Origin of the sequence: Sinorhizobium glycinis (assembly GCF_001651865.1) — a bacterium.
GTDB classification, from domain to species: domain Bacteria; phylum Pseudomonadota; class Alphaproteobacteria; order Rhizobiales; family Rhizobiaceae; genus Sinorhizobium; species Sinorhizobium glycinis.
Genome location: NZ_LPUX01000064.1, coordinates 188266 through 202698 on the forward strand (window position 1 = coordinate 188266; position 14433 = coordinate 202698).

Below are 14433 nucleotides of genomic sequence, written 5' to 3' on the forward strand. Positions count from 1 at the left end.
CCTCCCTCAATCCAAGGCCGCAAATTTGGCCGCGAGATCGGCGCGCTCGCTCCCGTTCAACGGCACGAGCGGAGCGCGCGTCCTGAACCATGCGTCCTCGCCGCGCCTCAAGGCGACCATCGCCTTGATCGTCGGGATCTGCACATAGGAATTCGACAGCGTCCGGTAGGCGTTGATGCGCGCCTGCGCCGTTTCGACCTCGTCCGCCTTTGCCGGGTCCGCCGCGTGATCGAAAATCAGTCGCAAGGAATCGGCGATGAGGTTGGAGGTCGCGGTGATGCAGCCGGCACCGCCGGCCTTCAGGAGCGGCAGAAGCAAGGGATCCGCGCCGGCAAGTACGGAAAAGCCCGGAAGTTCCGCTACCAGCGCCTGCATATTGGTAAAGTCGCCGGCGGAATCCTTGATGCCGACGATCGTCTCGGGAAAGGCCGCTGCGAGCCGCTTGACCAGCGGGATCGACAGAGGAATCCCGGAGACCTGCGGGATATGGTAGAGGATCACCTTCAGCCGGCTATCGGCAACCTTTTCAACGATTTGCGAATAGGCCGCGTAGATGCCCTCGTCGCTGACGCCCTTGTAGTAGAAGGGCGGAAGCATCACGACCTTCGTCACCCCGAGCGAGAGCGCATGTTTCGTCAGCGCCACGGTTTCCGGTATGGCGGCAACGCCGGTGCCGGGCATCAGCCGATCGGCGGCAATCCCGGCCGCAAGGGCGCTCTCCAGTATCGTTCTGCGCTCGTCCTGCGAAAATGAATTGGCCTCGCCGGTCGTACCGAGCAAGGCAATCCCATGGCACCCTTCGGAAAGGAGCTTGCCGCAATGGTCGGCAAAAAGCGCGAGATCGGGATCGCCGTTTTCCTTGAGCGGCGTCGCGGCGGCGCAATAGACGCCGGTCACTACCTGTCTTCCGTTCATCTGTGCCTCCTCCGCGGTCCTCGCAATCAGCTGACAAGCTTGTCAGGCGCGGCTCCGAACCACCGTTCGCGACCTTTCGCGAGTGCTTCTTCGGGGCTTTTTGTGTTCAACATTGCCTCTGTTGTCAATATGAAAATCTGCGGGAGAATTTTCGCGATGCAGCAATGATTTGATTTATCTGTATAAATTTTCCGATTCCAAATTCCAGACCGGACAGCCTCGCAATTTTTGTTGACATATTTACAATATCATTCAGTGTAAGGCCAATCAGGGCGCCGCATATCCGGGGAGAGCGGAGGCGCTTGATTTCACGCTACGGGAGGAAGAAATGACCAGACGGAATGATCTTGGCTCTGCAATGACCGGCATGTCGCGGCGGGAGGCCCTCAAGCTCGGCCTCGGTGCCTCGGTCGCCCTGACGATCGCCGGCATGAATGCGCGCATCGTCCTGGCGCAGGAAGGCCAGGTGCTGAAGGTCGCCAATCCCGCCTTCAACCAGGACTGGTCGCCGTTGCGCGGCGGTGGCGTTCCCTATCGCTGGAACTCGGTCTGGTGGGCCTCGCCGATGTATTTCGACAGCGAAGGCAAGATCCATCCCTATGTCTTTACGAGCTGGGAATCCTCCGAAGGCGACAAGGTCTGGACCTTCAAGATCGACCCGAAGGCCGCTTTCTCCGACGGCAGCAAGATTACCGCCGAGGACGTCAAGGGCTCGTGGAACGTCTCGGCGATGCCGAACACCAAGAACCAGCGCGCCGACCAGGTCCTGAGCAAGGTCGCGGGCTTTGCGGAAGTGAGCGGCGGCAGCGCCAAGGAGCTTTCCGGCATCGCGACGCCGGACGAAGGCACCGTCGTCGTGACGCTGAGCGAAGCCGACCCGATCTTCTTCATGCGTCTCGCAAACCACATCGCGCCGATCACCAAGGCTGAACAGTCGCGCGGCGAGGACGGCGAGGAGATCGCCGATTGGTACACGCCGGACAGCGGCGCCGTCTATTCCGGCCCGTTCAAGCTCACCGCGATCGACATCGATGCCGGCACCCTGACTTTCGAGCCGAACGAGAACTTCTTCGGACCGAAGCCGAAGCTTGCCCGCATCGAGATCAGCTCGATCGAGGACAACGTCACGGCGACGTCGCTCCTGAAATCCGGCGAGTTCAACGCCCATACGGAACTCGTCACCTCGACGATCGTCCAGGACCTCGGGCCGGATTTCGCCTCCGGCCCGATCATCCCGACCAGCCAGCACTTCTGGTTCAACACGGCGCGGAAACCCATGGACGACCCGAAGGTGCGCGAGGCGCTGATCCGCGCCGTCGATCGCGACGGCCTGATGAAAGCCTCCTTCCCCGACGGCCCTCACAAGAAGACGGACCAGATCCTGAACTCCGTGCCCGGCGCCGACAATTCCGGCTTCGAGCCCTACCCCTACGATCCGGAAGGCGCCAAGAAACTGCTTGCCGAGTCGAGCTATGGCGGACCGGAGAAGCTGCCGAAGCTGCTCTTCGTCGGGGTCTCCGGCCCGGCGATCGAAGCGGCGGCGCAGTTCATCGCCGAGCAGTGGCGCCAGAACCTCGGCATTTCCGCCGTCGACATGAAGCCGCAGCAGGACGCCTATGCCGGCCCCGACCAGAATGCGGTGCAGATCTTCCGCGACGACGTCGGCACGCGCGTGCCGGATGCCGTCTCCTATCTGCAGGGCTCGATCGCCTCGACCTCGTCTAACGCCCAGAACAAGCTCGGCGGCTACAAGAACGACAAGGTCGACAGCCTGTTGAAGGATGCCTCGACCAAGGCGGCCGACGATCCGCAACGCGTGGCGCTCGCCCAGGAGGCCCAGAAGGCCTTCCGCGACGACTGGGCCTTCATCCCCTGGTATGCTCAGGCGATGTCGCGCTGGGCCACCGCCGAGGTCAAGGGCATCGACAAGAATCTCGACTGGCAGGTGGCGAAGCCCTGGGAGATTTCGGTCGGCTGACACTGGCCGACGACGTTCGAACCGAAACGGGAACGACCTGCGCGAAGGCTCTCGGGCCTTCGCGCTCGAATAAATGCAAGGACCGAGAGCTTCGTCTTCCAAGCGGTCCTCGCGAAGAACGGCCGGGACTACAACGCCTTTCGGGCCCGGGCCGGCGAACAGCAAGGCATGACATCCGGAGGCCATTCCATCCAAGGTCGACCGGCACCATGCGGGAGGAATAAGCGACATGCTGCGTTACGTCGCGACACGATTTGCCATCTGGATACCATCCGTTCTGCTGGTGATGATGGCAGTCTATGCGCTCGCCTTTTACGGCGCCGGCGATCCGATCAAGCTGATCTTCCTGCGTGCGCCGGGCGACGTCGCCTATAACCCCGAGCGCATCGAGGCGATCCGCGAGAGCGCCGGCCTCAACAGGCCGTTCATTGAGCAGTTCGGCTATTACGTCTGGAACCTGATCCAGGGCGACTTCGGCAATTCGCTGACCTCCGGTCGCTCCGTCTGGGCGATGGTCAAGGCGGCAGCGCCCGTCTCCTTCAAACTGGCGCTCTGCGCCATCGTCCTGACCGCGCTCGTCGCCATCCCGCTCGGCATGATCGCGGCGCTCAACCAGAACCGTCGCCTCGACTACATCATTCTCGGCTCGGCGCTCTTCCTCTGGGCGATCCCGGCCTATGTCGCCGGGCCGCTGCTGATGGTCGGCCTCATCGTCCTGCTGCCGGGCGTCAACGTGCCCTACGGCTGGGGCGGCGTCTTCGACATCCGCATCCTCCTGCCCCTGATCGTGCTTTCCTTCCAGCCGATCGCCCTCATCATCCGCCAGACGCGCGCTGCGGTGATCGAAGTGCTGTCCGAGGATTTCGTCCGCACCGCCCGGGCGAAGGGTGTTCCGGAGATCGTCGTGGCGCTCAAGCATATCCTGCGGCCGGTCCTGACGCCGGTCGTCACCCAGCTCGGCCTCATCATGATCACGATCGTCAACGGCGCGATCTTCGTGGAACTGGTTTTCGGCCTCCCCGGCCTCGGCCGCCTGACCGTCAAGGCGCTGACCAATTCCGATTATCCGGTGATCCTGGCGATCACCCTCATCGGTTCGTTCCTGGTGATGATCTCGAACCTCTTGGTCGACATCCTCTATCCGCTGCTCGACCCGCGCGCCACCGATGCGAAGAGGAGCCGCTGACATGTCCACTGTCCAAGCACAGCCCGCCCCTCTCGCCGAAGAAGCGCCGGTCAGCCTGTGGCGCGATGCCTGGTACCGGCTGAAGCGAAACCGTCTGGCGATCTTCGGCCTCTGCGTCATCGTGCTGCTCGCCTTCGTCGCCCTGTTCGGTCCGTACCTGACGCCCTACGACTTCCTCAGCCAGGATCTCGAGGCGCGCAACCAGGCGCCGTCGCTTGCCCACCTCTTCGGCACCGACGATCTCGGCCGCGATGTCTTCAGCCGGGTCGTCTACGGGACGCGGACCGCCTTTCTCGTCGCCGTGGTGGTCACCGCGATCGCGATCGTCATCGGCACCGTGCTGGGCGCGGTCGCCGGCTTCTTCGGCAATCCGTTCGACCGGGTGATCATGTGGCTCACGGACGTAACCATGTCGGTGCCGAACCTGCTTCTCGTGGTCGTCATCAATGCCTCATTGAAAACGCCGATCGCACAATGGATGGAGGCGCGTTACCTCGAGACGCTCAACCCCTTCTACCGCGAGACGGTGTGGATCGATTTCCTGCTGGTCTTCGGCTCCATGGCGCTGATTTCCTGGCCGCCCTATGCGCGACTGGTGCGCGCCCAGGTGCTGTCGATCCGCAGCCGCCCCTATATCACCGCCGCCCAGGCGCTCGGTCTTTCCAACCGCATCATCCTGACGCGCTATGTGATCCCGAATGCGCTCGGGCCGCTGATCGTCGCGGTCAGCGCCGGCCTCGGCACGGCGATGGTGCTCGAAAGCGCATTCTCGTTCCTGGGTGTCGGCGTCAATCCGCCAACGCCGAGCTGGGGCAACATGATCTCCGATGGCCTGCGCGTCTGGCAGCACTACCCGCATCTGCTTGCAGCGCCCGCGGCCGTCCTCGGTCTCGCCTCCGTCGCCTTCTCCTTCCTCGGCGACGGCCTCAACGACGCTCTGAACCCGCGAGGCGCCAAATGATGAAGACGGAAAACCGCCTGCTCGACGTCAAGGACCTGACGATCGAAATCGACACGCGCAGCGGCCCGGCGACCATCGTCGACAGCATCGACCTGCATGTCGGCAAGGGTGAGACACTCGGCGTCGTCGGCGAGTCCGGCTGCGGCAAGAGCCTCACCATGCTGAGTCTGATGCGGCTCCTGCCCAACAAGATCCGGGTCGCCAAGGGCGAGGCGCATTTCGACGACCGCGACCTGCAGAAGATGTCGAACCGGGAGCTCAGGAAAGTGCGCGGCGGCGACATCGGCTTCGTCTTCCAGGATCCGATGACCTCGCTCAATCCGGTCATGCGGATCGGCGACCAGCTTGCCGAACCGCTGATCTACCATCGCGGCATGAGCAGGAAGCAGGCGCGCGAACGCGCCATCGAACTCCTGCGCCTCGTCGGCATTCCAGGGCCCGAAGAGCGCATCCAGGCCTATCCGCACGAACTATCCGGCGGCATGCGCCAGCGCGTCATGATTGCTATCGGCCTTGCCTGTGAGCCGAAGCTCTTGATCGCCGACGAGCCGACGACGGCCTTGGACGTGACGATCCAGGCGCAGATCATCGATCTGGTGAAGGGGCTTCGCGAAAAGCTCGGCATGTCGGTGGTCTGGATCACCCACGACCTGGCGCTGATTGCCGGCCTCGTCGATCGCGTCGTGGTGCTTTACGCCGGCACCGTCGTCGAGGATGCGCCGGTCGACGAGCTCTATGCCAATCCGCGCCACCCCTATACCCGCGGCCTGCTCGCCTCGATCCCGAAGCTTTCGGATGCGCCGGCCTCGCGGCTGAACTCGATCGGCGGCACGCCGCCGGAACCGGGCCGCAGGCCTCAGGGCTGTCCCTTCGCGCCGCGCTGTCCGCTGGCGATGGATATCTGTCGCACGCATGTGCCGAAGCTCGAGCCCATCTCAGCCGCGGGCAGCCACCGCGCCGCCTGCTTTGCCGTCGAAAAAGCCCGGGAGGCCGCCTGATGGGTGCCCAACCTCTTCTCAAGATCGAAAACCTGGTCAAGCACTTCCATGTGCGGCTCGGCGCCTTCGGCGAAAGGGCGGCGACCGTGCACGCACTCGACGATGTCAGCCTCGATATCCTCGAAGGCGAGACGCTGAGCCTTGTCGGCGAATCCGGCTGCGGCAAGTCGACGACCGGCTTTACGATCCTGAACCTGCACCGGGCGACGTCCGGCAAGGTTCTTTATAAGGGCGAGGACCTGACCGCCCTTGACGAGAAGCGGATGCGGCCCTTCCGGCGCGACCTGCAGATCGTCTTCCAGGATCCCTATTCGACGCTCAATCCGCGCATGACGGTCGGCGAGGCGGTCGGCGAGCCGATCCTCTTTCACAAGCTCGCCACCAAGGCCGAGCTCGACGGCAAGGTCGCCGCGCTGCTTACCGATGTCGGCCTGCCGCCGCGCTTTGCCTCGCGCTATCCGCACGAGCTTTCCGGCGGCCAGCGCCAGCGCGTCGTGATCGCCCGGGCGCTTGCCTGCCAGCCGAAGTTCATCGTCTGCGACGAGGCGATCTCGGCGCTCGACGTGTCGATCCAGGCGCAGATCATCAACCTGCTCCTCGATCTCCAAGAGAAATACGGGCTCACCTATCTGTTCATCGCCCATGACCTCGCCGTCGTTCGGCACATCTCGACCCGCGTCGGCGTCATGTATCTCGGGCGGCTCGCGGAGCTTGCCAGCCGCGACGCGCTCTTCGAGACGCCGCTCCATCCCTATACGAAGGCGCTGCTTTCGGCGGTCCCGGAAACCGATCCGGAACATGAGCGCAGCCGCAAGCGGCAGATCCTGCAAGGCGACGTGCCGAGCCCGCTTGCCCCGCCCTCCGGCTGCCGCTTCCATACGCGCTGCCCGATCGCCATGGAGGTCTGCCGCCGGGTGGTTCCGAAGTGGAAGGACGCACGTCCGGGACACCTCGTCGCCTGCCACGCGGTGAACGGCGAATAGAGCAATGGCCATTCGCGTCGCCATCGTTGCCGATGACCTGACGGGCGCCCTCGATACCGGAACGCCCTTCGTCGACGCGGGCCTGAGCGTAGCGGTAGCCCTGGATGTCGACGCGGCCGAGGCGGCGATTGCGACCGGCGCGGAGGTCGTCGTCGTCAATACGGTGTCCCGCGCGCTCGATCCCCGTCAGGCTGCAGATCGCGTCAGTCAGGCGACTGGCGCGCTTCGCCGCGCCTCGCCCGAATTCGTGCTGAAGAAGATCGACTCGCGGCTGAAGGGCAATGTCGCGGCCGAAAGCGAAGCGCTGGCCATTGCCAGCGGCCGAAAGCGCCTGCTCGTCGCTCCTGCCGTCCCCGACCAGGGACGCTACACCCGCGAAGGCCATGTCGTCGGCTTCGGCGTCGCCGAGGCGCTGCCGATAGCGCCCCTGTTCTCCGGTCGTGCCAGCGAGGTTCGGATCGCCGACGCGGCCTCAGACGAAGACCTCGATGACCTTGCCGAAAACCTGGACTGGTCGACCACCATCGGAGTTGGGGCACGCGGCCTCGGGCGTGCGCTTGCGCGGCGCCTCGCCCGGCTTTCGCCGCCGACGCCTTTCGAGCCATCACCGCACACGCTCTTTGCCTTCGGCTCGCGCGACCCGATCACCGAGGCGCAGATGGCGGTGCTCATCGAAAGCGGCCTTGTCGCCAGCCGCCACGATGCGCCTGCCGGAAACGTGTCAGGCGATGCCCAGTCGGCTCGGCTGCCGATGCTGCTTCGCTGCTCGGGTGAATTGACGGGCGACGCCAGGATGGTGGCAGAGCGCTTCGCCGAAGGCGCTTCCGGCATCGTCGCCACCATGGCGCCCGACATGCTGGTGATGGGCGGCGGGGACACGGCCTATGCTATCCTGCGCAGGCTGGGTGCCAGCGTCCTGTTGCCGAAGGGCGAGATCGAGGCGGGTATCCCCTGGTTCGAGGCAACGCGTCCGAACGGCGGGCGGATGCGCTGCGCGGTGAAGTCGGGGGGCTTCGGCAATGCGCAATCTCTGTTAAAGGTTTTGCAGGACGCGCCGGATGTGCTGTAGGCCGGGCGATGAACAGGATGGGTAAGAGAATGGCGGAGAATGGCGGCCTTGGCCAGATGGCGGCGGCCGAAGGGAAATCGGAACGCGGCAAATCGGTGAAACTTGTCGATCGGGTCTTCAACCAGTTGCACGAGCGGATCCGCACCGGCAACTATGCGCCGGATTCGCGGCTGCCGGGCGAGCACGAGCTTGCCTCGATGCTCGGCGTTTCCCGCCCTGTCGTGCGCGACGCGCTCGGCCGCCTGCGCGAACAGGGCCTGATCTATTCGCGCCAGGGCGCCGGCACCTTCGTCAGTGCCCAGATTTCGAACGCCGCCCAGCTTGCCTATTCGCCGGTCAAGTCGATCGCCGATATCCAGCGTTGCTATGAATTCCGCCTGACGATCGAGCCCGCCGCCGCCTATTACGCCGCCCAGCGGCGCGACGAGGCGGCGATCGCCCGGATCGCGGCGGCGCTTGCCGAGCTTCGCGAGGCGACCAGCCATCAGCTGCACCGCACCGATGCCGATTTCCTCTTTCACAAGGCGGTCGCGGAAGCGTCGAACAACCACTACTACACCGCTTCGCTCGAGGCCCTCAGAGCCCACATCGCCGTCGGCATGCACCTTCATGGCCTGTCGCTGATGGGTCCGCGGCCGGGCCTGGAGCAGGTCTACGAGGAACACCGGCAAATCTACCGCGCCGTTCAGGAAGGCCGCGCCGAAGACGCCCGCGAGCTGATGCGCAAACACCTCGAAGGTTCGCGCGACCGGCTCTTCGAGGGCAAGGTCCTCGATCTTTCTTTCTAAGCCAGATTAGAACCAAGCGAGAAAAAAGCCCGGCACAGAAGTGCCGGGCAGGAAGCAGGGTTTTGGCAATCCCTGCAGGGAAGCGTGTGTGTCGGGAGCGGCTTGAAAGTCGCGGCTGCAGTCAGTCCTGATCCTGGAGCCGCCCCATCCCTTCGGGGCCTATCGCCCAAAGGCACCGGCCGGCGCACCCTCGACGGCACGCCGCTTGAACTGGCGGATCGACGCGTTCATCCAGATCATCGAGATCGCGACGATCGCGAAGAGCAGCATGAAACAGCTCGACCAGAGACCGGTCCAGTCCTTGAGGAAGCCGAAGGCGACGGGCAGGATGAAGCCGCCGAGGCCGCCCATCATGCCGACGACGCCGCCGACAGCGCCGACATGCTCCGGATAATAGGCGGGAATGTGCTTGTAGACGGCCGCCTTCCCGAGACTCATCACGAAGCCGAGCACGAAGGTAGCGGCAACGAACACGACCGGAGTGATCTGGAACACGGCGCCGCCCTCAGGCACGGAGAGAATGAGCGTTGCCACGGCGGATACGGCGAACATCGCATACATGATCTTGCGCGCGCCGATCCTGTCGGAAAGCGCGCCGCCGTAGGCGCGGAATATGCTGCCGGGAATGGAGTAGGCCGCAGCGATCATGCCCGCCGTCTCGATGCTGAAACCGTAAACACCGACGAGGTAACGCGGCAGCCACAGCGCCAGCGCGACGAACCCGCCGAAAGCGAAGAAATAGTAGAGCGAGAAGCGCCAGACCTGGACATTCCTGAGCGGGGCGAATTCGCTGAGAAAGCTCTTGCGGGGCTGGCTTCCCTCGCGGCGGGCACGGAACTTGGGGTCGTCTTCGGTCGTGAACCAGAAGACGACGGCCGTCAGCACGAGCCCCGCGGCCCAGACCTGGGCAACCACCTGCCAGCCAAAGGGAACGAGGAGGAGCGGCGCAAGGAACTTGGTGACCGCCGCGCCGACATTGCCGGCACCGAAGATGCCGAGCGCCGTACCCTGCTTTTCCGGCGGAAAGAAGGGCGAGACATAGGCGACCCCGACGGCGAAGGAGCCGCCTGCGATACCGACGCCGAGGCCGGCGAGCAGCATTTGGGGAAAGGTGGTCGCATAGGCGAGCAGGAAGGTCGAAAGTGCCGCCGCCAACATTGTCACCGTATAGACGAGCCGGCCGCCGTAGCGGTTGGTCCAGATGCCGAGCACGATGCGGATCAGCGAGCCGGTAAGGATCGGCATGCCGATCAGAAGACCGAACTGCGCTTCGCTCAGTCCCAGCTCCTGCTTGATGCGCACGCCGATGATCGAAAATATCGTCCATACGGCGAAACAGATGGTGAAGGCGGTCGTCGAGATCCACAGGGCGCGACCCTGCTCTCCTGCAGTGATCTTCTGTGTCTGGTGAACAGCGGACATGGCTTCTCCCGGCGCAACAGCGCCATTCGATCGTTGATCCTGGAAATGCCCCGAACAAAGCGCATCGCATGATCAGCGATCGGCGCTTCCACCGTGCTTGAGCAACTCTGCTTCTGGTGCGCGACATTGGGCACCACCGGCGGTCCGCTCGGGCTCGGTGATGGGGATGCAAGCGACGTGCCAACTGAAGTTAATTGCTTCAAGCGCAGCAAAGCAGAGGGTTGCCTTGCGGAAACAGCCACGCACCGCATGGGATGTGAACAAAAATTAACCTGTCGGGATAGACGTGATTAAAGAATAGGCATAGCTGGTTTGTCGCAGCGAGCTTCGCCGCAGCCAGCCGACCACTTGGAAGGAGCGACAAAAGAAGCACGCACGGGAGCTTCCTCTATCCCGGGTTCAGCGCGTCGAGCCCGACGCCACTCGTTCGGTTCACGACACACCGTTGGAGTCGTCTTGTGGCGCGGCAGATGCATATCCAAAAGACGCCCACCAGCCTTACGCTCGGGATGCACGCTTATGTGATTAACCCATCAAGGGGCTACTTTTGGTTGCGCATCCTGGAGGAGAGTGATACGTTGTTTTCGCCTAATGCGACTACAGCCGGGCGAATGAATCGTCGGTTCATTTCTCAGGGATCGCAGGACGGGAGCCATGACGACTTCCTGTACTTCGTTGCACAGGAGTGTCGTAATGAAACCCACGAGCCTTTCCTTGAAGGCATCGCTCATCGGTGCTTTTGCAATCCTACTGCTGCTGCTCGCCGGACAAGGCCTGCTTGGCCTCACGCTTTTGGGCGGTGTCCATGAAGAGGTCGAGACTTTGGCCACCAACTGGGTGCCGAGCGTCGACATCACCAACAAGATCAACATCACCATGGCGGATCTCAGAGGATCACAGACACGCCTGCTACTGGCGTCGGACACCGCTGCCGTGGAAAAAACGGAAAAGGCAATCGGCGAAGACATCGCCACACTACGCGAGCGGATGTCCACCTATCAGACGCTGATTTCAGAGCCGGAGGAGAGAACGACGTACCGGGTGTTCGGTGAAAAGGTGGAGGAATACCTCAGACTCAATGCACGTGTCGTCACCTTCTTCAAAGCACAGCAGAGGGAGGAGGCAAGCAAGCTTGTACTGGGCGAGGTGCGCGAGACCTATCTCGAGATGGAAGAGCTGGTCCAGACTTTGGTCCAGATCAATCTTGCCGGCACGGAAAGGAGCTTCTCGAACAGCTCCGCCGCATATTTCAATGGACGGCTCGCTACCTTCATGGTGCTCTGTCTCGCCATTGCGGCCGGGCTTGGCGCCATGGCCTTGGCGATCGTCGGCATCTCGCGGCCGATCAACCGCACCACCGAAGTCATGCGCACGCTCGCCGACGGCGACCTCTCGGTCGCGATCCCCTTCACCGACAGGACGAACGAAATCGGCGAGATGGCCCGCGCCGTTGAGGTGTTCAAAGAGAACGGCATCAAGGTTCGCGAGCTGAACGCCCAGGAGGCGGCGCTGCAGGCAAAGAGCGCCGACCTGCAGTCGAGCATCGGCGAGGTCGTCCAGGCGGCCGTCGCCGGCGACTTCACCCGCCGCATCTCCAAGGACTACGACAATGCCGACCTCAACCGCTTCGCCACCCAGGTCAACGAACTCGTCGCTTCGGTCGACCGCGGCGTCGCCGAGACCCGCCGGGTGATCTCGGCACTGGCCGAGGGCGACCTCACCGAGACGATGCGCGGCGAGTTCCAGGGCGCCTTCGGCGAGCTCAAGGACAATGTCAATCAGACCATGCAAAACCTCCGCTCGGTGCTCGGCGAGGTGCGCGCGGCGATCGACACGATCAATGGCGGCGCCGGCGAGATGCGCGAGGCCTCGGGCGACCTTTCCAAGCGCACCGAGCAGCAGGCCGCCTCGCTGGAGGAGACCTCCTCGGCGCTCGAGGAGATCACCGCGGCGGTGAAGAGCTCGACCGAGCGGGCGACGGAGGCCAGCCACATGGTCGACGAGGCGCGCAGGAGCACCGAGCAGTCGAGCGCCGTCGTCAAGGACGCGGTGTCGGCGATGGGCAAGATCGAGCAGGCCTCCGGCGAGATCGGCCAGATCATCAACGTCATCGACGAGATCGCCTTCCAGACCAACCTGCTGGCGCTCAACGCCGGCGTCGAGGCGGCCAGGGCCGGTGACGCCGGCAAGGGCTTTGCCGTCGTCGCCCAGGAGGTCCGGGAGCTGGCGCAGCGCTCGGCCAATGCGGCCAAGGACATCAAGGCGCTGATCTCGCGCTCGGGCGACGAGGTCAATTCCGGCGTGAAGCTGGTGACGGCGACCGGCGAGGCGCTGTCGCTGATCCAGGGCCACGTCGTCAAGATCAACGAGCACGTGCATTCGATCGCCACCGCGGCGAAGGAGCAGTCGACCGGACTTTCCGAGGTCTCGACGGCGGTCAACCAGATGGACCAGACGACGCAGCAGAACGCGGCGATGGTCGAGGAATCGACGGCGGCCACCAACCGGCTGGCCGACGAGGCGGCGAATCTCGCCCGGCTTATCGCCCGCTTCCGGCTCGAGGCCGGCGCCGCACCGCGCATCGCCGGCCACGACAGCAAACCGACGGCATCTCCCGCCCGGGCGCTCGGCGGCAGGCTCGCCAAGGCTTTCGGCGGCCGGGCGGCAACGGCGACCGCTGCCGCCGAATGGGAGGAGTTCTGACCACGGCGCAGGTTCGACTTCGTCGCAAGAAAATCCGGCGAGAGGCAGCGGCAAAGCCGTTCCCTCTCGCCGCACAGGACTGCAAGACCGAGCGGCGCCCGGCTCGCCGTTAAACCGATCAGATTAGAACGTCGAAAATCGCGAAGGTGTGATACCCCCCTCTGCCCTGCCGGGCATCTCCCCCCACAAGGCCCGACAAGGGGGTGCTCCAATCGCGGCCTTGCCTAGCGCGCCGCGACCGCGAACGCCTGGCGAAGGTCGGCAATCACGTCTTCCGGCTGATGAAGACCGATATTCAGCCGGATCGTCCGGTCGCTGACGCCGAAACGGGCAAAGACGTTCGTCTCGGGCGAGATGCTGAGCGCGGCCTTCGCCGGCACAACGAGGCTCTCGGGCCCGCCCCAGCTCACACCGATCCGGATGAGGCGCAAGGCATCGACGAAGATCGCCACGTCGGTCGCTTCGGAAACCTCGAAAGAGAAAATGCCGCCATAGCCGCGCAAGGTCGCTCTGCCGGGGTGATCGGCGAAGGCCGGATGCATCACGCGCCGGACATGCGCATGCGCGGCCAGCCAGGCGGCTACCTTCAACCCGGCATCGTGGTGATGCCGCATCCGCAAGGGCAGCGTTTCGATGTTGCGCAGCACAAGCCAGGCCTCGAAAGGCGAGAGCTTGGCGCCGGTATAGGGATAGATCTCCCGGTTGATCGTGGCGATATGGTCGCGTGACCCGGCGACGAGCCCGGCCACCGTGTCGCTCTGGCCGCCGAGATATTTCGACGCCGCATGGATGACGATGTCTGTCCCCGCGGCAAGCGGTTGCTGGAAAAGCGGTGTCGCCCAGGAATTGTCGACGATCGTCAGGACGCCATGCTCGCGCGCCGCCTTGGCGATCGCCGGCAGATCCTGCAGTTCGAAGACCATCGACGTCGGGCTCTCCAGATAGACGAGCCGCGCGCCGGGAATGGCCGCGACCAGGCGATCCGTATCCGTGCCGTCGATATAGTCGACGCGGACGCCGAAACGCTTCAGCACCTTTTCGAAGAAGCGAAAGGCATCGCTATAGACATGCCGGACGGTGACGATGCGGTCGCCCGGCTGGACGAAGGCCAGGACAGTCGCGGCAATCGCTCCCATGCCGCTCGAAAAGGCGCGTGCCTCCTCGGTGCCCTCCATTTCGGCGATCCTCCGCTCGAGCAACCGTACGGTCGGATTGTCGCCGCGCGAATAGATCGGTCTCGAGGACCGCCCGGCAAAAACGTCTTCGAGTTCGGCGTAACTGTCGAACAGGAACAGGGACGACTGATAGATCGGCGGCACGGCGGCTGTGTAGGGATCGCCGCCAAGTGCCGCCGGCATTGGTGGATAAAGATGATCGAGGCTCGGTCTTTCGTTCATGATCTTTCCTGGCATTTGACTGCGTTGAATGGG

The 14433-nt window shown here is 64.0% G+C and carries 11 protein-coding genes; 8 read left to right on the plus strand and 3 right to left on the minus strand.

Annotated features, from left to right (window positions below):
* Nucleotides 1-6: 6 nt before the first annotated feature.
* On the minus strand, nucleotides 7-915 hold the full coding sequence (locus tag AU381_RS20810; protein WP_064243632.1) for a dihydrodipicolinate synthase family protein: 909 nt from the start codon (nucleotides 913-915) through the stop codon (nucleotides 7-9).
* 328 nt (nucleotides 916-1243) lie between these two features.
* On the opposite strand from AU381_RS20810, the gene AU381_RS20815 reads away from it, so the two are divergent.
* The 7 genes from AU381_RS20815 (at nucleotide 1244) to AU381_RS20845 (ending at nucleotide 8878) form a co-directional block, all read left to right on the plus strand.
* Nucleotides 1244-2893, plus strand: a complete 1650-nt coding sequence (locus AU381_RS20815) for an ABC transporter substrate-binding protein (protein ID WP_064243633.1) — start codon at nucleotides 1244-1246, stop codon at nucleotides 2891-2893.
* Between the two features lie 229 nt (nucleotides 2894-3122).
* A complete protein-coding gene (locus AU381_RS20820) occupies nucleotides 3123-4079 on the plus strand; it encodes an ABC transporter permease (RefSeq protein WP_064243634.1) in 957 nt (318 codons plus the stop codon).
* 1 nt (nucleotide 4080) lies between these two features.
* Nucleotides 4081-5040: an ABC transporter permease gene (locus AU381_RS20825; protein ID WP_064243635.1), complete on the plus strand. Its 960-nt coding sequence runs from the start codon at nucleotides 4081-4083 to the stop codon at nucleotides 5038-5040.
* Nucleotides 5037-6038 carry an ABC transporter ATP-binding protein gene (locus tag AU381_RS20830; protein WP_064243636.1) on the plus strand — a complete coding sequence of 334 codons (1002 nt, stop codon included), beginning with the start codon at nucleotides 5037-5039 and terminating at the stop codon, nucleotides 6036-6038. Before AU381_RS20825 ends, AU381_RS20830 begins: the two co-directional genes overlap by 4 nt.
* Complete coding sequence (locus tag AU381_RS20835) at nucleotides 6038-7021, plus strand: ABC transporter ATP-binding protein (RefSeq protein ID WP_064243637.1); 984 nt, start codon at nucleotides 6038-6040, stop codon at nucleotides 7019-7021. Before AU381_RS20830 ends, AU381_RS20835 begins: the two co-directional genes overlap by 1 nt.
* Nucleotides 7022-7025: 4 nt before the next feature.
* A complete protein-coding gene (locus tag AU381_RS20840; protein ID WP_064243638.1) occupies nucleotides 7026-8090 on the plus strand; it encodes a four-carbon acid sugar kinase family protein in 1065 nt (354 codons plus the stop codon).
* Nucleotides 8091-8119: 29 nt separating this feature from the next.
* The gene (locus tag AU381_RS20845) at nucleotides 8120-8878 is read left to right on the plus strand and encodes a FadR/GntR family transcriptional regulator (protein ID WP_064243639.1); all 759 of its coding nucleotides are present in this window, start codon (nucleotides 8120-8122) and stop codon (nucleotides 8876-8878) included.
* A gap of 159 nt (nucleotides 8879-9037) precedes the next feature.
* Here AU381_RS20845 and AU381_RS20850 read toward each other — a convergent pair whose 3' ends face one another.
* Nucleotides 9038-10300 (minus strand): MFS transporter, encoded by a 1263-nt coding sequence (locus tag AU381_RS20850; RefSeq protein WP_064243640.1) that lies wholly within the window; start codon nucleotides 10298-10300, stop codon nucleotides 9038-9040.
* Nucleotides 10301-10993: 693 nt separating this feature from the next.
* Here AU381_RS20850 and AU381_RS20855 point away from each other — a divergent pair.
* Nucleotides 10994-13003, plus strand: coding sequence for a HAMP domain-containing methyl-accepting chemotaxis protein (locus tag AU381_RS20855; RefSeq protein ID WP_064243641.1), 2010 nt, complete (start codon nucleotides 10994-10996; stop codon nucleotides 13001-13003).
* A 224-nt stretch (nucleotides 13004-13227) separates the two neighbouring features.
* On the opposite strand, the gene AU381_RS20860 is transcribed toward AU381_RS20855, so the two are convergent.
* Nucleotides 13228-14400: a PLP-dependent transferase gene (locus AU381_RS20860; RefSeq protein ID WP_064243642.1), complete on the minus strand. Its 1173-nt coding sequence runs from the start codon at nucleotides 14398-14400 to the stop codon at nucleotides 13228-13230.
* Between the last annotated feature and the right edge of the window lie 33 nt (nucleotides 14401-14433).